Below are 18,461 nucleotides of genomic sequence, written 5' to 3' on the forward strand. Positions count from 1 at the left end.
GTGCTCGGAGGTCCTTCTCTGCGGCTGCTCCCGAATGGATCGAGCGGTTGCGGTGCCGACGAAAAGAGCCAACTAGTATACACTGTGAACATTCAATACATATGCCCTATGTGAAGCGAGTGGTCGCGGGGCGGCGGATGTCGTGCGCGCCGAGGCCGCCGTGCGGACCGCCGGCCGGCCGGTCGGCTTCTCCGGTATTGCGGGGCCTCACCGAGGATCTTGCTGAGCTCCGAAGGCCGGCACTAGCGTGACGGCGAGTTCGAGGCCCGATTCCTCGACCGCCCTGGCCGACGCCGATCGCAGCGCCGCGGGAACCGCCCTGACGGCCGCTGCGCCGATCAGTCGGTCGGCCCGTGCCGGTGCCCCGGCACGACGCCGTCAGGGCGGCAGTCACTCATCGGTCCATCCCTCCCCCTCACGGCAGCGAGGCGTCCATGCCGCGCTGCCGGCCGGCGCGGCGCGGCACGCCGGCCGCGGTCATCACGGCGTTCGACCAGACGAAGGAGCTTCCCCATGCGGCCGTTCCAGGTCCAGATCCCCCAGACCGACATCGACGACCTCAAGCGCCGACTGAGCGCGACCCGCTGGCCCGAGCTCGTCGACGTCGGCTGGTCCCGTGGCGCTCCGCTGCACTACATCAAGGAGCTGGCCGAGTACTGGCGGGACGGTTTCGACTGGCGCGCCGCCGAACGCCGCATCAACCAGTACCCGCAGTTCACCACGGAGATCGACGGGGCCACCATCCACTTCCTGCACGTCCGCTCGCCCGAGCCGGACGCCACGCCGATGGTGATCACGCACGGCTGGCCCGGCACGCCGGTGGAGTTCCTGGACATCATCGGCCCGCTGACCGACCCGCGGGCGCACGGCGGCGACCCCGCCGACGCGTTCCACCTGGTCATCCCCTCGCTGCCGGGCTTCGGCCTCTCCGGCCCGCTCAAGACCGCCGGCTGGGACCTGGGGCGGATAGCCATGGCCTGGTCCCGGCTGATGGCGAGTCTCGGCTACGAGCGCTACATCGCCCAGGGCGGCGACATCGGCGCCTTCACGTCGTTGCTGCTCAGCGCGATCGACCCCGGCCACCTGGCCGGCATCCACGTCAACCTCCTGCAGACCAACCTCAGCGGGGAACCCGGTGAGCTGGAGACCTTGAGCGATGCGGACAAGGCCCGTCTCGCCGTTTCCGAGCGCTTCCTCGACGACCTGTCCGGGCCCATGAAGATGCAGTCGACCCGGCCGCACACCATCGGCTACATGCTGAACGACTCGCCGGTCGCGCAACTGGCGTACCTGCTCGAGATGTTCAAGCACTGGGCCCAGACGGAGAACGTCCCCGAGGACGCGATCGACCGCGACCTGATGCTGACCCACATCTCGCTCTTCTGGTTCACCGCGACCGGCGGTTCCGCGGCGCAGGCGCACTACGAGCTCAAGCCGTTCCTTCCGATCACCAGCCTGATCGGGCGGTCCCCGACCATCGACGTCCCCATGGGCGTCGCGGTCTACCCCGGGGCGCTCTTCCAGCCGGTCCGCAGCCTGGCCGAGCGCGACTTCAAGCAGATCGTGCACTGGGCGGAGCTCGACCGCGGCGGCCACTTCTCGGCCATGGAGGAGCCGGACCTGTTCGTCGACGACCTGCGCACCTTCAACCGGACGCTGAAGAAGCTCTGACCCGGCACACGGGCGGCGGGCCGGGGAATCCTCGAACAGGAGGCCCCGGCCCGCTTCGGCGATTTTGCGTGACGGCTCGGGAATCCCCGCGGAACACGCGCGACGGCACCCCGAGGGCATGCCGCGGGACCGTGTCCCGCGTGGGCGGAGGCGTACGGGCCGTTCGTCACGGCACGGGGCCGCCTGTGGCGGCACAGGACCGCGGCGGGCCCGGGGAAGGCCGGGGGGTGGCGAGGGCGGTGTCCGCGGCGGGGGCCGGGCCGGCGGAAGCCGGACGGCCAGGACACGGGGCGCACCCTCACCGGTCGTCCGGCGCCGAAGCCGCTCCTCCGCGGTCCGGGGGACACGGCGGGCACACGGGACGGGGCCCGCACCCGGACACGACTTCCAAAGCCGGGCCGCCCTCCTGCGCGGTCCCCGCGGGCGACTTCTCCACCGCCACCGCGCCCGGGCGGCGCGGACCGACCCGGTCTCCTCGCCCCCACCGGCATGATGGACCCGGCGGCGTCCCGCACGGGTGTGCTCCCGCCGCCCGATCCGTGAGGACGTGGCCCTCGGCACCCCCGGGTGCGCACCGTGCCGCCCGAGCCCCGGCAGCCCGTGCCGGCCCGGCACTCGACGCCGGCCCCGGTGAGGGCGCCGCCGACGCCGTTGCCGAGCCGCGGAAGCACGCGGGAAGCGGCTCGCACGCGGAATGCCGGGGGCCTGTGAGCGTCGTACGACGCTCACAGGCCCCCGGCATTCATCGAGCCCCGGCGGGTGCGGCCGCACCCGGCCCGCTGTCACTGCCGCCGCAGGCTCCCCGCGGAGGGCCGCACGGGTGGTGTCACCCCCCGAAGAACTCCGCCAGCAACGGCGCGCCCGTCTGCTGGTTGAACAGGTGCCCCTCGCCCTCGATGCGCAGCAGACGGGCGCGGGGGATCTCCTCGGAGAGCGTCACACAGGCCTCCTGGATCCACGGAGCGCTCTCGGAGCCGCTGAGGACCAGCGTCTCGACAGCGATCCTCGGCAGCAGCGTGTGAGGGATGGAACCGTACCGATCGTTGATGATCGCGTCGTAGACGCAGGAGGGCGCCATGGACTCGAACGCCTGCCAGGCAGGGTGCTGCTTGAACCTCTCCAGCGTCTCGTCCGTCATGAACTTGACGATCTCCTTGCCGAAGAGGGTCACCGCCTCTTCCCGGCGGTCCTCGGCGACGAGCCGTTTCAACCGGTCGACCTCGTCGCCGTCGAGCGGGGGCGAGGAGTACGGCGGTTCGTAGAGGCCCAGCTTCGCCATGGGGACGCCGGCCGCCGCGGCATGGATGGCGATCATGCCGCCGCTGCAGTTGGCGAAGACGTGGGCGGGTTCCCCGATGGCGTCGAGCACCGCGACCAGGTCCTCGACCTCACGGTCGATCGTGTACTGCTCCGGGTCCCCGTAGTCGCTGCCCCCACGGCCGCGGCGATCGTAGTTGAACACCGTGAACCGCCGGGACAGGATCTGGGCGAGCGGCGTGAACATGGCCTTGTCGTTGAGTCCGCCCCCGATGATGACGACGGGCGGGCCGCTTCCCGACTTCTCGTAGGCGATCGTGGTGCCGTCGGCCGACACCACGGTCTCGACCGGGAGGTCACGCGGTCCCGCGTAGTCCTCGCCCAGGGGCAGTCCGTCCCCCACGACCCCGGCTCCGGCCGTTGCTGCTGAATCCACCATCGACAGTCTCCTTGTACGAGGGTTCACGTCGCCCGGCGCGTCCGCGCGCATCGGCGAACGGCGCGACGGGCGTGGTCGAGTCGTCGGCGCGGGCCTCACCGGGCGGGGGCCGCGGCCCTGCCCTTCAGGTGCACCGGCAGACCGGCGTGACCGTTGACCACGAAGCTCCCCTGCCCCTCGAGTTCGTCGCGGCGGACCGCCAGTTCCATGTCGGGGAAGCGCTCGAACAACGCGGGGATGCCGATCATCCAGGCGTGCTTCGCGAGCCGCGCGCCGAGGCAGTAGTGGACGCCGTGCCCGAACGAGAGGTGTGTCTTGTCGGGCCGGAGGGCGTCGAACTCGTCGGCGGTGTCGCCGTGCACGGCGGGGTCCCGGCCGATGCCCGCGAAGTCGACCAGCAGGGGATCACCCTTCGAGATCCTCACACCGCCGATCTCGAAGTCCTGGGTCGCGTAGCGGAAGGGCAGGTGCGCCACGGGCGACTCCACCCGCAGCGTCTCCTCCCACACGTTCCCCCAGGGGATCTCGCCGGAGGTCACCTTCTTGCGCAGGTCGGCGTCGGTGAGCAGGGCGAGGGAGGAGTGGGCGAGGGCGTTCACCAGGGTCTCGGAGCCGGCGCCGAGCAGCAGGTGCAGCGTGCCGATCAGCTCCGAGTCGGTCAGCCGCGAACCCTCGTCCCTGGCCTCGATCAGTGCGCTCGTGAGGTCGTCACCGGGGTGATGGCGCTTGTACTCGACGAGATCGGAGATGGCCTCCTGCCACTGCCCGAGGTTGGCTTCCGCGGCCTCGGAGGAGATCCGGGTGTCGATGTTCTTGTGCCCCCCGGCCAGCACCTCGGCGCGCCTCTCCTCCGGCACACCGAAGAGGTCGCACATCAGCCGCGTGGGCAGTTCGGCGTGGAACATCGCCTTGATGTCCACGATCTCGTCGTCGGCCCTGGCGGCCATGGTGTCGAGGAGCTCGTTCACCGTCTTCTCGATGTGCGGCCTCATGGACTCGACACGACGCTCGGTGAAGGCCTTCAGCAGCAGCTTGCGCAGACGGGCGTGGTCGGCGCCGTCCTGGGTGGCCATGGTGTCCATGGCCACCCAGGTGATCAGGGGCCAGCCGTTCGATATCTCCCCGTTGATGTACGCGGGCCAGTTCTTGCGGGGGTTCTTGGAGAAGCGCTCGTCGGCCATGATCTGCTTGGCGACCGCGTAGTCGTGCACCGACCACGCGAGCACGCCGTCCTGGAGTTCGACCCGCGCGATCGGGCCCTGCTCGCGCAGACGAGTGGTCTCCCCGTGCGTGTCGGCGCCCTCGGGGTCAAGACGGTAAGGGCACACAGCCTCGGTCATGGACACAACCTCCAGCAGGGTCTGTTGTAGCGGAACGGGCGCCAGGCGGCTTGCGGCGGATGAAGACGCGGGAGGGCCGCCACAGGGCGCGCGGCAGGCACCGGTGCATGCCGGTGCGGGCGGCTCGATCGTTGTTCACGCTAGTCCCACGGCCCTTCCGCGGCGTCTTCCTGATTGCGGAGAGCGGGAGTCGCCCTCCCGTACGGGCGGCCGTTCGGGAGGGGAGCCGGGGCACGGGGAGCCGGGAGCCGGGCGGGCCCGGGCCGGCCGGAACCGGGTGTCCCCGGGTGCGCCCCGGCGGGGCGTCGTCGGCGCCGTGACGTGCCTGGGCCCCGCACGGAGGAACACCGTGCGGGGCCCAGGCACGTGGGGGTTCAGGAACTCATGACTCCGACATTGTTGCCGTCGGGGTCGGTGAAGACGGCGATACGGCCGGTGGGGGTGTCCTGCGGCGGCATCTTCACGGAGCCGCCGAGCTTCTCCGCCTGAGCGAGGGCCGCCTCCACGTCGGCGACCGGGAAATAGGGGACGACCCCGACGTACGGGCTTTCGGGGCCGGCCTGACCGATTCCGCCGGAGGGCGGGCCGTCCCCGGAACTCACCATGGCGTAGGTGTCGTCCAGGGCACTGATCGTCCAGCCGAAGATTTCCTGGTAGAAAGCCCGCGTCCGGGAGGAGTCGGGGGTGGATATATCGAACCAGCCAGGAACGGCGGGAAAGGAGGGGGATTCGTTGGTCTTTTCTTTTTCGTTTGCCATGTTTACACCGTACGCAATCTGGGGACCGCCGGGCAACCGGACTTGCCAAAGTGGAGAGAAATACTTGAATTCCCTCCGCGGGGTCCGCTCGGCGGAGCCCATTTTGATTCGTTGTGTCGGGTCGGTTCGGAGAATCGGAGCCGATGGGCTGCCGGAGGCTCGCGTCAGCGGGTCCGGGCGACTATTTCGGAGGTCGGGTCGCGCAGCTCGGGATCCACCCGTTCGAAGAGCGCCATGATCAGGAGGCCGCCGGTGATCATCAGCGCCGCTCCCACCCGGAAGGCCAGGACGTACCCCGACGTCACCGCGGTGTCGACCGGGACACCTGCCTGGATCTCACTGGCGGTGTACCGGATGGCCAGGGGCACCAGAACGGCGAGCCCGAGGGCTCCTCCGATCTGCTGCATGGTGTTCTGCACGCCCGAGGCGAGACTCGAGTTCTGGTCGGTGACCTGGTGCAGGGCGGCACTCGTCGCGGCCGGCATGGTGGCGCCCGCGAACACGCCGAACACGATCATTCCCGGCAGGATCCCTCCGGCGTAATGGGTGCCGACGTCGACCGTGCTCGTCAGCAGAAGCCCGATCCCGGCCCCGATGAAGCCCATCGCCACGACCGCCCGCACTCCGATACGCGGGGTCAGCGCGGTCCCCACCCCGATGCCGATGCCGATGCCGAATCCGAGGGGGAGGTACGCCAGGCCGGTCTCGAGTGGCGAGTACTCCAGCACGTGCTGCTCGAACAGCGTCAGGATGAAGGTGTACGAGATGAACGCCGCCATGAAGAACAGCGAGGTCAGGTTGATGACCGACCTGGTCCGGTTGGCGAAGAACTCCAGCGGGATGAGCGGGTTCCCGACGCGGCGCTCGATGATGACCATGGCGAGCAGCAGGGCGATGCCGCCGGCGAGCGGCAGTACCACCGAGGCCGACTCCCAGGGGTGCTCGGCGGCCTGCAGCAGTCCGTAGACGACGGCCACGAGCCCCGCGGTCGAGGTGACCGCGCCGGCGATGTCGAGCCCCTGGTCCTTCTCGCGCTCCATCCGGCTCTCGGTGACCATGCGCGGAATGACCAGCAGCACGGCCAGGGCCACCGGCAGGTTGATGTAGAAGATCCAGCGCCAGGACGTCAGGTCGGTCAGCACTCCCGAGACGATGTACCCCAGGGTCCCGCCGAGCGCCACGAGTCCGCCCCAGATCCCCAGGGCCTTGTTCCGTTCCCCGGGATCGGTGAAGAGCAGTGCGATCAGTCCCAGTGACGCGGGAGCCGCGATCGCCTCGGCCGTCCCCTGGGCGAACCGGCCCACGACCATCATCCCGGGAACGACGGCCGCGCCGCACACGGCCGAGGAGACCGCGAAGATGCCGACGCCGATCAGCAGCAGGCGCCGCCGGCCGAAGACGTCGGCCAGGCGGCCGCCGAGGATCAGCAGACCCCCGGCCGCCAGCACGTACCCGTTGACCACCCAGGTCAGGCCTGCCTCCGAGAAGCCGAGGCCGTCCTGGACGAGCGGCAGCGCCACGTTCACGACGGTCATGTCCAGAAGGATCATGAACTGCAGCCCGGAGAGCAGGGCCAGTACCCACCAACGCCGAGGATCCGCCTTCGCCCGAGGGGCGTCCTCGGCGCCGTCCGCGGCCACATCCGGGTTCACCGTGGTCACGCGTTTGTCTCCCTTGGTCGTGGATGCCGTGAAGTCGGCCCGGTGCCGAGTGACCGAGGGCTGCCGGGAGCGGGCGGGGTACCCCGCGCAACCGGTGCTGCCTCCTCGTCCCACCTGATCGACCACCCTGATGTATACGCTGTGCACATCAGGTTGTTCACACCATATACTTTTCACGGCCCAAGGGGGCCACGGACAGCGGAATACCGGATGAAGATCCGCGGTCCGGCAGCACGGTGCCGGCCACTCGGAGCCCGGTCCCCGCAGAACGGGCTTCCGCGCACTGCGCGGGTCGCACGCCGCGGCGGAGGCCTGTCCCGTCCACGCTTCCACACCGGGGCGGGTACCGCCTTCTTCCGGATTGCTCGATGTGCGCGACCATCCGGCGTTTGGTGCAGAACCGGCCGAACGCGTACACTGTCCACATCAACCGTCTCCGGAATTCCGGAAAACGCGGAATCGGGCACGGCGCACAGATCGGAAGGCATCCGTGCGGGACCTGTCCGCGCGGTGCGCGCCACCGCCCGGTCCGGACCGGCACCGCCGGTTCCGGCTGTTCGCACCGCGGCCGGAAGGCAGGGGCACACCATGATCCGTGACGCGCAGCCCTATCACCATGGCGGTCTGAGGTCCGCGCTCATCGAAGCCGGCCTGAAGCGTGCCCGGAAGGGCGGAGCCGACGCGCTCGGGCTCCGGGAGATCACCCGGTCCGTGGGAGTCACGCCGAACGCCGCCTACCGGCACTTCGCCGACCGGCGCGAACTCGTGCTCGCCGTCGCCGCCCGGGCCCAGGACAAGCTGGCGCAGGCCATGCTCGACCGCATGCAGGACGTCGCGGACCGGACGGACCCCGCTGCCCACGCGGTGCAGCAGCTGCGTGGAGTCGGCCTCGGCTACATCCACTTCGCACTGTCCGAACCCGGCTGGTTCGAGCTCGCGATCCTGCTCCAGGACGAACCCGACGGTGATGCGGAGGCCCGTGTGCCGCCGCCCTACCAGCTCCTGGTCGACGCCCTCGACGGCATGGTCGAGGCCGACGCGTTGACTCCCGAGCGACGGGTGGACGCCGAGTGGGTCTGCTGGTCGGGGGTCCACGGATTCGCCGATCTGGCGATCCGCGGCCCGTTGCGCCGACAGGACCGCGCAGTCGTGGACAGGCTCGCCGTCCACGTCGTGGACACCGTCATCGGCGACATCAGGACCTGACGGCCCACGGCCGCCGGCGCGTCCTCGTTCGCGTCCGGCGCCCCGGACGGCCGGCCGGACCCGCGGTACGGGAAACAGCGCACGCGGGAGTATGTACCGGCCGCCCCGCGGTCACGACCATGAACCGAGTCCCGGGACGAGCGGCTGCCGGCGCGGGCGGAACTCCTGCGCGTGCGGGCGAAGCGGTTTCGCGGCCCCGGCCCACGCCGGCAAAAGCCCGGGACGTCGAGTCGCGCAGGGACGTGTGAGCCCCGTACCACCGGACTGCAGGGAGTCGTCATGAGCGAGGAACCCGTCATGTGCCGAGAGGCACCTCCGAGGACCACGCGGAAGCGGCCGAGCCCGCGGGGAGCCGCATCGTGACCGGCGTCCTCCCCCGGTCCGGGCTCTTCTCCCGTCTTGGCCCGCCGCTCCTGCGCGGTGTCCTCAGCACACGCGACAGCGACCTCGCCGCCGCGGCGCGGGACTTCGGCAACCGCGTACACCTCCGGCCCGTCGCCGTGCTGCACCCCGCCGACGCCGAGGACGTCGCGGCGATCGTGCGCTTCGGCCGGGAGAACGGGTTCGCGGTGGTCCCCCGGGGTGCGGGCTGCTCGGTGGACGGCCAGGCGCAGGCATCGGACGGGATCGTGGTCGACCTGTCCTCGCTCTCCGCCGTCGGTGAGCCGGCCCCCGATCGCGTGCGGGTGGACGGCGGTGCGCGGTGGAGCGCAGTCCTCGACGCCACCCTGCCCCGCGGCCGCGCCCCCCTAGTGGTGCCCGACCACCTCGGGCTGTCCGTCGGCGGGACACTGTCGGTCGGCGGGATCGGCGGCACGAGCCACCGGTACGGCAGCGTCGCCGACAACGTTCTCGAGCTCGAGGTCGTCACCGCGGACGGGGACCTTCTCACCTGCTCGCCCGTCCGGCGTCCCGAACTCTTCGACGCGGTCAGGGGGAGCCTGGGCCGGTACGGAATCATCACCGGTGCCACCCTCGCGCTCACCGGGGCGAGGAGTTCGGCGCGGACGTACCGACTTGTCCACCACGATCCCGCCGCACTCCTCGTGGACCAGCGACGGCTGGTCCACGAGGGACGGTTCGAGCACGTGGAGGGGCACGCCCACCGCTCCGGAACGTCGGGCTGGAGGTTCGTCCTGGAGGCGATGCAGTCCTTCGACGCACCGCACGAGCCCGACGACACCGCGCTGCTGAAGGGCCTGACGCACCATCACGTCGACACGATCGGGACCACCTCCTACCGCGACTTCCTGAACCGGGTCGCGCCGCTCGAGGCCAGGCTGAGAGCGATCGGCTCGTGGCAGCACCATCCGCATCCGCGGTGCAACGTGCTCCTGCCGGGACGCGAAGCGGCAGCGCTCGTCACGGAGGCCCTGGCCGGCCTCACCGAGGAGGACATCGGACCGGGAGGGAGCGTTCTCCTCTACCCCGTCCCCACCGCCCGTCTCGCCGCGCCGAACGTCCCGAAGGCGCGCGACGCCCTGACCGTCGTCTTCGGGCTCCAGCGGACCGCACCCCCCGGCCGGCCCGAACTGCTGGACCGCATGGTGCGCGACAACCTGGCACTGCGGGCGGCGGTCAGGAAGGCGGGGGGCGCCGATTACGCGTACGCGGCGACGCACTGCGAAGCCCCGGACGCCCCTGAGCCGTTCGGCCGGACCGCACCGTCCCGCTCTCCGCGCCCCTAGGACGAACCGTTCCCCGGCGCGGGGGGGGGCCCGCCCCCCCGGGGGGGGGGCCGCCCCCCCGGGGGGGGCCGGGCGGGGGGGGCGGGGCGCGGGGGGGGGGGGCGCCCCCCCCGGCCGCCCCCCCCCCCCCCCCCCCCCCGGGGGAACCCGGGGCCGGCTAGGACGTGCGCAGGGCGCGGGCGAACGCCCGCAGGTCGGAGACGAACAGGCCGGGCTGCTCCAGGGCGGCGAAATGACCGCCGCGCTCGAGCTCCGCCCAGTGCACGATGTTGGGGAAGGCGCGCTCCGCGAACCGGCGGACGGGCCGGGCCGAATCGGCCGGGTACACCGCGACGCCCAGGGGCGTCGGCAGCGGTGGCGCGGGAGGGGGCGGAGTGGGGGCCGTCGGCAGCACGTCGGAGATCTCGTAGTAGAAGTGGGCGCTCGAGCCGGCGGTCGCGGTGAGCCAGTAGATCATGACGTTGGTCAGCAGCCGGTCACGGTCCACGGCGTCCTCGGGCGCCTTGTCCGTGTCCGCCCATTCCATGAACTTCTCGACCACCCAGGCGAGCTGTCCCACGGGCGAGTCGGTCAGGCTGTAGGAGAGGGTCTGCGGTCGCGTCGACTGGATCTTCATGTACCCGGAGCCCTCTGCGCCGAACTTGCCCAGCAGTTCCAGGCGCGCGAGGTCCTGCTCACCGAGTCCGGCAAGGTCCGCCGGGTCATCGGAAGGAGGGGTGATCAGGAAGTTCACATGCGTTCCCACGACGTGTTCGTGGTCGACGCCGGAGAGCGTCAGGCTGGTCCAGGCACCCAGATCGCCGCCCTGGACGGCATACCGGGAGTATCCGAGACGCCGCATCAATTCCGCCCACGCGGAAGCCACCCGGGGCAGGTTCCAGCCGGGTTCCGGAGTGGGTCCGGAAAAGCCGAATCCGGGCAGGGAGGGGATGACCAGGTGGAACGCGTCGGCCGGATCGCCCCCGTGCGCCCGCGGATTGGTCAGGGGGTCGATGACGTCGAGGAACTCGGCGACCGAACCCGGCCAGCCATGGGTGATGATCATCGGGAGAGCGTCGGGCTCGGGGGAGCGGATGTGCATGAAGTGCACGTTCGTGCCGTCGATCTCGGTGGTGAACTGGGGGACCGCGTTCAGGCGGTCCTCGGCCGCACGCCAGTCGTAACTGTCGCGCCAGTAGCCGGCCAGTTCCTTGAGGTAGTCCAACGGGACGCCGCGGCTCCAGCCCGTCCCGGGGATCTCGCTCGGCCACCGAGTGGCATCCAGGCGCCTGTGCAGATCGTCCAGATCCGCCTGCGGAATCGCTATACGGAACGGTTCCATGGATAGCTCCCTTTGAATTCTTTAGAGCGCCGGCAAGAGCGAGAATCCGCGTGATCGAGGCGGAAGGCGCCAAGCTGCGGAACCGCTTCTCCGTCACGTTAGGAAGCCGCTTGGCGCGACGGCAAGAGGAAATCGTGCAGTGAGCACACAGGAAGAATTACGGCGACCTCCGCGCCGCTACTTTTCCTTACGCACAGACCCGTTCCGCATGTTTCGGAGGACCCATGATGAGTGGTTATGTCGGAGATCGCGCGGTGGTCCTGGGAGGCAGCATCGCGGGGTCCCTCGCGGCACGGATACTCGCTGACGCCTACCGCGAGGTGACCGTGGTCGACCGGGACGACCTCACCGACCGTGCCGATCCGCGGCACTCCGCCCCCCAGGGACACCACATCCACGCGCTCCTTGCCCGCGGCCAGCAGATCCTCGATGAGATCTTTCCCGGCTTCACCGACGAACTGGTCGCCCTCGGGGTCCCCACCGGTGACTTCGGCACCAGCCTGACCTGGTACTTCAAGGGAACCGCGATCAAGAAGGCAGAGACCGGGCTGACGTGTGTGGCTGCCGGCCGGCCGCTCCTCGAGAACCGTATCCGGCACCGGATCCGGCGCCTGCCCAACGTCATGCTGCGGGAACGGACGGACGTACTGGGGCTGGTGACGTCCCCGGACCGCCGCACCGTGACCGGGGTCCGGGTGCAGGGCCGTTCACGCGACTGTGCCGAGGAGGTGCTCGCCGCGGACCTCGTGGTGGACGCGACCGGGCGTGGCACGCGGACACCGCGGTGGCTGGCGGAACTGGGCTATCCGGAAGTCCCCGAGGAACGGGTGAAGATGGATCTGACCTACACGACCTGTCACTTCCGCGGTCCTCTGCCGTTCGACCCGATCGGCGACGACATCGCCCTCCTGCCGGTCGCCACCCCGGCCGTCCGGCGAGGAGCGATCTTCGCCCGGATGCCCGACCGGTACTCACTGTCACTCACGGGGGTCCTCGGCGACCGGCCCCCCACGGACCACGAGGGGTTCCTCGCCTACGCCGAATCCCTGCCGGTTCCGGAGGTGTACAAGGCCCTGCGCGACGCGGAACCGATCGGCCCTCCCGCGTCGTTCCACTTCCCGGCCAGCATCCGCCGCCGCTACGAACGGCAGGCGCGCCATCTGCGGGGACTGCTCGTGATGGGCGACGCGGCCTGCGTCTTCAACCCGGTGTACGGGCAGGGCATGTCGGTGGCCGCGATCCAGTCGCTCGTACTGCGTGAGCACCTGCGCCAGGGACCGCCCGAGCCGCGCGCCTTCTTCCGTGATCTCGCCGGCGCCATCGACGGCCCCTGGGACATGTCCGCGGGAGCGGACCTGGGTTTCCCGGAGGTCCAGGGGCGGCGAACGGCGAAGACGCGGCTCGGCAACGCCTACGTCACACGCCTCCAGGCCGCCGCGGCCGGGGACAGCGAGCTGTCCGTGGCCTTTCTGCGCGCCGCCGGTCTCGTCGACCCGCCCCAGGCGCTCATGCGGCCGCGGCTGGTCTCCCGCGTGCTGCGCGGTTCTGCCCGGTAGGACGGCGACCGCCGTGTGCTCGCCCGGAGCGGAGGGGGACCGCGGCCGGGGCTCCCGGCCTCGTGCCCCGTTCCCGGACCGCGGAGCGACGCGGGAAACGGCCGGGCCGGTTCCGGAGACCATCGAGGTGGTCTCCGGAACCGGCCCGCCGGGGCAGAACCTCGTCGCGGCGTGCGCTCACCCCACGGCCTTGGCGAACTGACCCGGTGTGCGGCCCTCACCCGCAGGGCCGCGGTAGGCCTGAGCGATGTCCAGCCAGGCCTCCGCGTCGCCCCCCGTCGCCGTCAGCCCGAGGTCGTCGCGGTGGCGGCGGCGGGTCACCAGAAGGCAGAAGTCGTGTGCGGGGCCGCTGACGGTCTGAGCGGCATCCTCCGGTCCCACGGCCCACACCTCGCCCGAGGGCGCCGTGAGCACGAGGCGGAAGGGATCGGCCGGTGGCGTGATGCCTCGCGCCTCGTACCCGAAGTCCCTTGTGAGAAAAGCGAACTGCACCAGGTGGCGCAGTCGGTCCGTGGGCTCCCTGCGTACTCCCAGGGCATCGGCGATGTCCTGCCCGTGACCGAAGACCTCCATCATCCCGGCACTGGCGAGCACCGCCGGCGGCAGCGGACGAACGAGCCAGGGAACGACCTGGCCCGCGGGAACGGAGGCCAGGGCCTCCAGCGAGGCGTCCCCCTCGGCGCGGAAACGGGCGAGCAACTCCCGCGGGGGGAACGCGTTGAATCGGGCGAGCGCGGCGTTGACCGCGCCGTCGAAGTCCTGCGCCGCCGCGGCGGTCATCGCCCGGAAACGGTCCGGCGCCGCTGCCGCGTTCCTGGCCAGCGTGAAGATGAAGGTCAGGTGTGCTATCTGGTCCGCGACGCTCCAGCCGGGAGCAGGCGTGGAGCCGGACCAGGCCGCGTCGTCCAGGCCCTCCACGAGACGGGCGACCTCGTCGATGTCGGCGGCGAGATCCTCGAGAACCTCGTTGGTGGTGGTCATCTGTGTCTCCTGGGCCGGTCGGCGCTCCGGGCGCCGACGTTCTGGTTCCTCGGACAGTTCACGGGGCCGGGGCGGACGCCCCCGGGCCGTCGGGGGCGTCCGCCCCGACGTGATCGGGCTCGACGCCTGCCGTCAGGCGCCCACGGGACGGGGCAGCAGGGGGCGGACCTGCCTGAGGCCGCCGACGGAGCCGCTGGGAGCCGGCGCGCCGTAGCCGACGCGGACGCCACGGTCCTGCGCGGCCCGCACGATGCCCGGCACGGCCCGTTCGGCGAGGGCCGAGATGGTCATGGCCGGGTTGACGGTCAGCGCGCCGGGCACGGCGGACCCGTCGGTGACGAAGATCCCGGGGTGCCCGCGCAGCTCGTTGCGGTCGTCGAGGGCGGACGTGTGCGGATCGTCCCCCATCCGGCAGGAGGCGAGGGGATGCACGGTGTACGCGCCGACCAGGTCGTTGGTCCACGGCATCACCTGTGCCAGCCCGTCCTTCTCGAGGATCTCCTTCACCTCCGCGTCGGAGGCGGCCCAGGCGTCGAGCGTGTTCCGCGTGGGCGCGTACCGGAGGTTGCCGCGGCCGAGCATCTGCTGCGAGATGCGGTGGGCGTTGCCCGTCGCCGGCGGCGGGCCGAACACCCCCTCGTTGTCGTCCTCGATCATCGAGAAGACCGTCAGCCAGGAGGTCCACCGTTTGAGGATCTCCTTCTTCCGCGCGCCGAACCAGGCGGGGCCGGTGCCGTGCGGCGCCTGGGCGAGGATCGTTCCCAGACCGGGCGGGAAGTAGAGCTGCTCCAGCGAATAACGGGAGTACTCGGGCAGGGAGCCGTCCAGGCGGTCCCAGTTCGCGACGGTCGGTCCCCGGCCGATGTGGTTGGCCCCGTACGCCGGCCCGGTCCCACGGTCCAGGCCGAGCAGTTCGGCCGCCTTCTCCTCGTTCACCACGGCGGTGTTGAGCCGTTCGCCGTTGCCGGAGAAGTAACGTCCCACCGCATGGGGCATCCGGCCGAGCAGTCCTTCGCTGCGCTGCAGGATCACCGGCGTCGCCCCGGCGCCGGCCGCCAGCACGACGATCTTCGCCTCGATCACCCCGCTGCCGGCGGTCGTGCGGTAGTCCTCGCCGTCGACGACGTTGTAGTGCACGCGGTACCCGCCGTCCGCGGTGCGCTCCAGGTACTGCACCTCGTGCAGCGGCCGGATCTCGGCGCCGTGGGCCACGGCTGCGGGAAGGTAGTTCACCAGCAGCGACTGCTTGGCCTCGAAGCGGCATCCGGCCATCATCCAGTTGCAGTTGACGCACCTGGCGGTGTCGATGGCGACCGGGAGGGGGTTGGCCGTGCGGCCCGCGTGGGAGCACGCCGCGGCCCACAGGCCGCCGGCGTAGCTCACGTCCTGCCACCCCTGCCGGGTGACCGACAGGGATTCCTCGACACGGTCGTACCAGGGGTCCAGGGTGTCGCGGCTGACCGACTTCGGCCACATGCGCCGGCCGATGGAGCCCTTCCGGTCGAAGACGAAGCGCGGTGCGCGCGGCATGGCGGCGAAGTAGACCACGCTGCCCCCGCCGACGCAGTTCCCGCCCAGCACGCTCATTCCGTCTCCGACCACGAAGTCGAAGATCCTCGTGTAGGAGGAGCCGAGCTTGTAGTCGTGCTCGAACTCGTCGTGTCCGAGCCAGGGACCGCGCTCCAGCACGGTCACCTTCGCGCCGCCGGCCGCGAGGTGGTAGGCGCTGATCGCGCCGCCGAACCCGCTGCCGACGACCAGGACCTCCGTGCGCTCCGCACTGCCGCTCATGCCGGACTCCCGGTGGAGGTGGTGTCGGGGTGGAGACGGGCCAGTTCACGGCCGTAGCCGAAGTCCTCGAAGCGCCACAGGCCGTCGTCGCCGGGAGCGGGGACGCCCATGGCCCGCAGGCCCGGATGGCCGTCGGCGATCGCTTCGGCGGTGTGCAGGTGCGCGGCCGAGTCGAAGGCCATGTTGCAGAAGAGGGACAGAAGGACCCAGAACTCCTTCTCCGGGTGCCCGGGAGCGGTGAGCCGGTGGATCAGCGCCACGCGGTCCTCGTAGGACAGGGCCACGAAGGGCGGCACGGAACGGTCCGGCTCGAGCCCCGCCTCCTCGGCGTACGCGCGGGCATGGCCGTTCGCGAGGTCCGCCAGGTTCTCGAGGTCGTCGTGGATGCCCGTGGCGTCCCAGCGCAGGAGCCGGAGGGCACCGGCGGTGACGGCTCCGCCGCCCTCCGAGGCGCCGGCCACGGCCCTGTCTTCCGGCCAGCGCTTCTCGCCGGGGACGATCGAGTCCGCGTAGGCCTCGAGCGTCAGCACGGCATCGGCCGTGATCCGGACTCTGCGCTCCGATCCGTCATCCCGTTCCGATTTCTGTTTCTGCACCTGAGCCTCCGTTCTCCTGCTATCGGCGTTGCCCGGGCGATGCGGAAAGCAAAATAAGCCTGGTCGGTCTTTTCAAACAACCGACGACGATGTTCGCCTGAACAGCAGGTTCATCGTACAGTTGCCAAAGTTGCGACTTCGTCGCTCGCCCCCTCGCGGTGAAAACGGAAGGCAGATACCTTCTTCCGAAGGCATGTTCCTTTCCCGTGTCAACGATCTGGATATGGGAAGGGTTTTCAGCACGTCTGAACTTGCGGGGGAGTGAATTGAAAAGCACTGACGAAACCCCGGAATCGCTGACGGGATTCACCGACTGGGTGAAGGTGGACACGCTGCTGCCGGCGGATTCTCCGCGGCTGAATGGTCTCGATGAGCAGCACGTCAGACAACTGGCAGACGTCTATCCGGCGCTGCCACCGATTCTCGTGCACAGCGGAACGATGCGTGTGATCGACGGGATGCACCGACTGGCGGCCGCGAGACGCAACCGTCTGGACGTCGTGGCGGTGCGGTACTTCACGGGAACGGAGGAGGAGTCGTTCCTCCGCTCCGTATCGGCCAACGTCGCACACGGCCTCCCGCTGACACCCGACGAACGCAAGGTGGCGGCGCGCCGCATCCTGGAGATGTGCCCGGAACTCTCGGACCGGGCCGTCGGCGCGTGCACGGGGCTGTCACCGAAGACGGTGGCCGCGGTCCGGCCGCGTTCAACCGGGGATTCCGCCCGGTTGAACGTACGGATGAGGAGCAACGGCAAAGCTCATCCGCTCGACCGCACCGCCGAGCGTCTGCACGCGGCCCAACTGATGATCGCCCGGCCCGACCTCCCGCTGCGGGCGGTCGTCAGGGAGACCGGGCTCTCGCTGGGGACGGTGCACGACGTCCGCCAGCGCCTGCTGCGCGGGGACGCACCCGTGCCCGCCGGCCGCCGGCGGCCGCCTCGGACCGAGCCACTGGGCACCGGCGTCCCCGCGTCCCGGCACAGCTGCGATCCAAAGGACCCGCTCCGCCGCGTGCCCGAAACGCCGGGCGCCTCGGCCCCGGGCCGGTCACGCACCTCCCTGGAAATGCTGCGCAAACTCGCGTCGGACCCGTCGCTGCGGCACTCGGAATCCGGTCGGCACTTCTTGCGGTGGCTCCACGACCACTTCGTCGTGGACGATTCCTGGCGCCAGTGGATGGAAGCTGTGCCACCCCACTCGGCGGCCACGCTGGCGGAGCTCGCTCTCCAGTGTTCACGCACGTGGAAAAGGTTCGCTGAAGACCTCGCAAGCCGTCGGTTGGAAGGCGTCGAGCTCTCCGAGGAGAGGTAATCCGACCCGAAGTGACGGATTCAACAGAACGCCTGTGGATTGAAATGGCTCAACGAGAGGGAGACATCGTGACTTCTGCCACCATCGAGCACGCAGTTCACCGGGTCATCAGCAATATGCGGGCCAACCTCGGGCAAGACCTGACGATCGACGACATGGCGCGCACCGCCATGTTCAGCAAGTTCCACTTCACTCGTATATTCAGGGACGTGACCGGTACCTCGCCCGGCAGGTTCCTCTCGGCTCTGCGCATCCAGGAGGCCAAGCGCCTGCTCGTGCAGACGCGGTTCAGCGTCGCGGACATCAGCAGCCTGGTCGGCTACAGCAGCGTCGGCACCTTCAGCTCGCGCTTCAAGGCGTGTGTGGGCGTCTCCCCCAGCGTCTACCGGGAGCTGGAGGGCTTCGCCACCGGCATCGACCAGGAACCGTGGCCGGACTCCCCCGCCTCCCCGGCCGGCGCCTCCGGCATCACTCTGCGGGGCCACGTCACGCTTCCCGAGGGGCGCGCTCCCGGGCACTGCTACGTCGGCCTGTTCCCCACCCAGGTCCCTCAGGGGCGACCGGTGAGATGCACCGTCCTGGAGGGTCCCGGCGCCTTCGAGCTGCGCAACGTCCCCGTCGGCACCTGGTACCTCCTGGTGCACTCGGTGCCCTACGGCCAGGAGCACCTCGTCTCCGGCGGCGCCGGCGAGGGCGACGGCGACGCCGTCTCCGTCGGGCGCCACGGCCCGGTGACGGTGCAGGCCGAGACGGCGCTTCTGCCGATGGGCGTCGCGCTGCGGCCGCTGGAGGTCTTCGACCCGCCGGTGCTGATGGCACTGCTCGACCTGCGCACCGGCACCCTGGAGAGCGCCACCGGCTGACCTGCCGCCCGGCCGCGGCA

14 protein-coding genes are annotated in these 18,461 nt (G+C 70.6%); 6 read left to right on the forward strand and 8 right to left on the reverse strand.

What is annotated here, in order from left to right; all coding sequences use genetic code 11:
• Nucleotides 1-513: 513 nt before the first annotated feature.
• Entirely contained in the window at nt 514-1,671 is a 1,158-nt protein-coding gene (locus ACFY3N_RS31755) for an epoxide hydrolase family protein (protein WP_390820235.1), read from the forward strand.
• Nucleotides 1,672-2,497: 826 nt separating this feature from the next.
• Here ACFY3N_RS31755 and ACFY3N_RS31760 read toward each other — a convergent pair.
• The 4 genes from ACFY3N_RS31760 to ACFY3N_RS31775 all read right to left on the reverse strand — a co-directional run bounded on the left by ACFY3N_RS31760 (nt 2,498) and on the right by ACFY3N_RS31775 (nt 7,126).
• Nucleotides 2,498-3,367, reverse strand: a complete 870-nt coding sequence (locus tag ACFY3N_RS31760) for an alpha/beta fold hydrolase (protein WP_390820236.1) — start codon at nt 3,365-3,367, stop codon at nt 2,498-2,500.
• Between the two features lie 95 nt (nt 3,368-3,462).
• Nucleotides 3,463-4,707, reverse strand: coding sequence for a cytochrome P450 (locus ACFY3N_RS31765; RefSeq protein ID WP_390820237.1), 1,245 nt, complete (start codon nt 4,705-4,707; stop codon nt 3,463-3,465).
• A 374-nt stretch (nt 4,708-5,081) separates the two neighbouring features.
• Nucleotides 5,082-5,465: a VOC family protein gene (locus tag ACFY3N_RS31770; RefSeq protein ID WP_390820238.1), complete on the reverse strand. Its 384-nt coding sequence runs from the start codon at nt 5,463-5,465 to the stop codon at nt 5,082-5,084.
• A 164-nt stretch (nt 5,466-5,629) separates the two neighbouring features.
• Nucleotides 5,630-7,126 (reverse strand): MFS transporter, encoded by a 1,497-nt coding sequence (locus ACFY3N_RS31775; protein ID WP_390820239.1) that lies wholly within the window; start codon nt 7,124-7,126, stop codon nt 5,630-5,632.
• Nucleotides 7,127-7,714: 588 nt separating this feature from the next.
• Between ACFY3N_RS31775 and ACFY3N_RS31780 the strand changes: the two genes are divergently transcribed.
• Both ACFY3N_RS31780 and ACFY3N_RS31785 read left to right on the forward strand, forming a co-directional pair.
• A complete protein-coding gene (locus tag ACFY3N_RS31780) occupies nt 7,715-8,332 on the forward strand; it encodes a TetR/AcrR family transcriptional regulator (protein ID WP_390820240.1) in 618 nt (205 codons plus the stop codon).
• A gap of 299 nt (nt 8,333-8,631) precedes the next feature.
• Nucleotides 8,632-10,020, forward strand: a complete 1,389-nt coding sequence (locus ACFY3N_RS31785) for an FAD-binding protein (RefSeq protein WP_390820241.1) — start codon at nt 8,632-8,634, stop codon at nt 10,018-10,020.
• A 157-nt stretch (nt 10,021-10,177) separates the two neighbouring features.
• On the opposite strand, the gene ACFY3N_RS31790 is transcribed toward ACFY3N_RS31785, so the two are convergent.
• The gene (locus ACFY3N_RS31790) at nt 10,178-11,341 is read right to left on the reverse strand and encodes an epoxide hydrolase family protein (RefSeq protein WP_390820243.1); all 1,164 of its coding nucleotides are present in this window, start codon (nt 11,339-11,341) and stop codon (nt 10,178-10,180) included.
• A 227-nt stretch (nt 11,342-11,568) separates the two neighbouring features.
• On the opposite strand from ACFY3N_RS31790, the gene ACFY3N_RS31795 reads away from it, so the two are divergent.
• Nucleotides 11,569-12,897 (forward strand): FAD-dependent oxidoreductase, encoded by a 1,329-nt coding sequence (locus ACFY3N_RS31795; protein WP_390820244.1) that lies wholly within the window; start codon nt 11,569-11,571, stop codon nt 12,895-12,897.
• A gap of 177 nt (nt 12,898-13,074) precedes the next feature.
• Here the strand turns inward: ACFY3N_RS31795 and ACFY3N_RS31800 are convergent, their stop codons facing one another.
• From ACFY3N_RS31800 to ACFY3N_RS31810, 3 genes are all read right to left on the reverse strand, one after another.
• Nucleotides 13,075-13,878: a TIGR03084 family metal-binding protein gene (locus tag ACFY3N_RS31800; protein ID WP_390820245.1), complete on the reverse strand. Its 804-nt coding sequence runs from the start codon at nt 13,876-13,878 to the stop codon at nt 13,075-13,077.
• A gap of 132 nt (nt 13,879-14,010) precedes the next feature.
• A complete protein-coding gene (locus tag ACFY3N_RS31805) occupies nt 14,011-15,669 on the reverse strand; it encodes an FAD-dependent oxidoreductase (protein WP_390820246.1) in 1,659 nt (552 codons plus the stop codon).
• Nucleotides 15,666-16,196, reverse strand: a complete 531-nt coding sequence (locus tag ACFY3N_RS31810; protein WP_390820268.1) for a DUF5987 family protein — start codon at nt 16,194-16,196, stop codon at nt 15,666-15,668. Before ACFY3N_RS31810 ends, ACFY3N_RS31805 begins: the two co-directional genes overlap by 4 nt.
• Before the next feature lie 275 nt (nt 16,197-16,471).
• Between ACFY3N_RS31810 and ACFY3N_RS31815 the strand changes: the two genes are divergently transcribed.
• Together ACFY3N_RS31815 and ACFY3N_RS31820 are read left to right on the forward strand one after the other, a co-directional pair.
• Entirely contained in the window at nt 16,472-17,578 is a 1,107-nt protein-coding gene (locus ACFY3N_RS31815) for a ParB/RepB/Spo0J family partition protein (protein ID WP_390820247.1), read from the forward strand.
• A gap of 68 nt (nt 17,579-17,646) precedes the next feature.
• Nucleotides 17,647-18,441 (forward strand): helix-turn-helix domain-containing protein, encoded by a 795-nt coding sequence (locus tag ACFY3N_RS31820; protein ID WP_390820248.1) that lies wholly within the window; start codon nt 17,647-17,649, stop codon nt 18,439-18,441.
• The last annotated feature ends 20 nt before the right edge of the window (nt 18,442-18,461 follow it).

It is taken from the genome of Streptomyces sp. NPDC000348, assembly GCF_042898795.1.
Taxonomy (GTDB): Bacteria; Actinomycetota; Actinomycetes; order Streptomycetales; family Streptomycetaceae; genus Streptomyces.

Excerpts from the sequence above, each read along its gene's own strand:
- ACFY3N_RS31805 (WP_390820246.1), bottom strand. The coding sequence starts at position 15,669 with ATGAGCGGCAGTGCGGAGCGCACGGAGGTCCTGGTCGTCGGCAGCGGG.
- ACFY3N_RS31760 (WP_390820236.1), bottom strand. The coding sequence starts at position 3,367 with ATGGTGGATTCAGCAGCAACGGCCGGAGCCGGGGTCGTGGGGGACGGA.
- ACFY3N_RS31800 (WP_390820245.1), bottom strand. The coding sequence starts at position 13,878 with ATGACCACCACCAACGAGGTTCTCGAGGATCTCGCCGCCGACATCGAC.
- ACFY3N_RS31765 (WP_390820237.1), bottom strand. The coding sequence starts at position 4,707 with ATGACCGAGGCTGTGTGCCCTTACCGTCTTGACCCCGAGGGCGCCGAC.
- ACFY3N_RS31770 (WP_390820238.1), bottom strand. The coding sequence starts at position 5,465 with ATGGCAAACGAAAAAGAAAAGACCAACGAATCCCCCTCCTTTCCCGCC.
- ACFY3N_RS31780 (WP_390820240.1), top strand. The coding sequence starts at position 7,715 with ATGATCCGTGACGCGCAGCCCTATCACCATGGCGGTCTGAGGTCCGCG.
- ACFY3N_RS31795 (WP_390820244.1), top strand. The coding sequence starts at position 11,569 with ATGAGTGGTTATGTCGGAGATCGCGCGGTGGTCCTGGGAGGCAGCATC.
- ACFY3N_RS31755 (WP_390820235.1), top strand. The coding sequence starts at position 514 with ATGCGGCCGTTCCAGGTCCAGATCCCCCAGACCGACATCGACGACCTC.
- ACFY3N_RS31790 (WP_390820243.1), bottom strand. The coding sequence starts at position 11,341 with ATGGAACCGTTCCGTATAGCGATTCCGCAGGCGGATCTGGACGATCTG.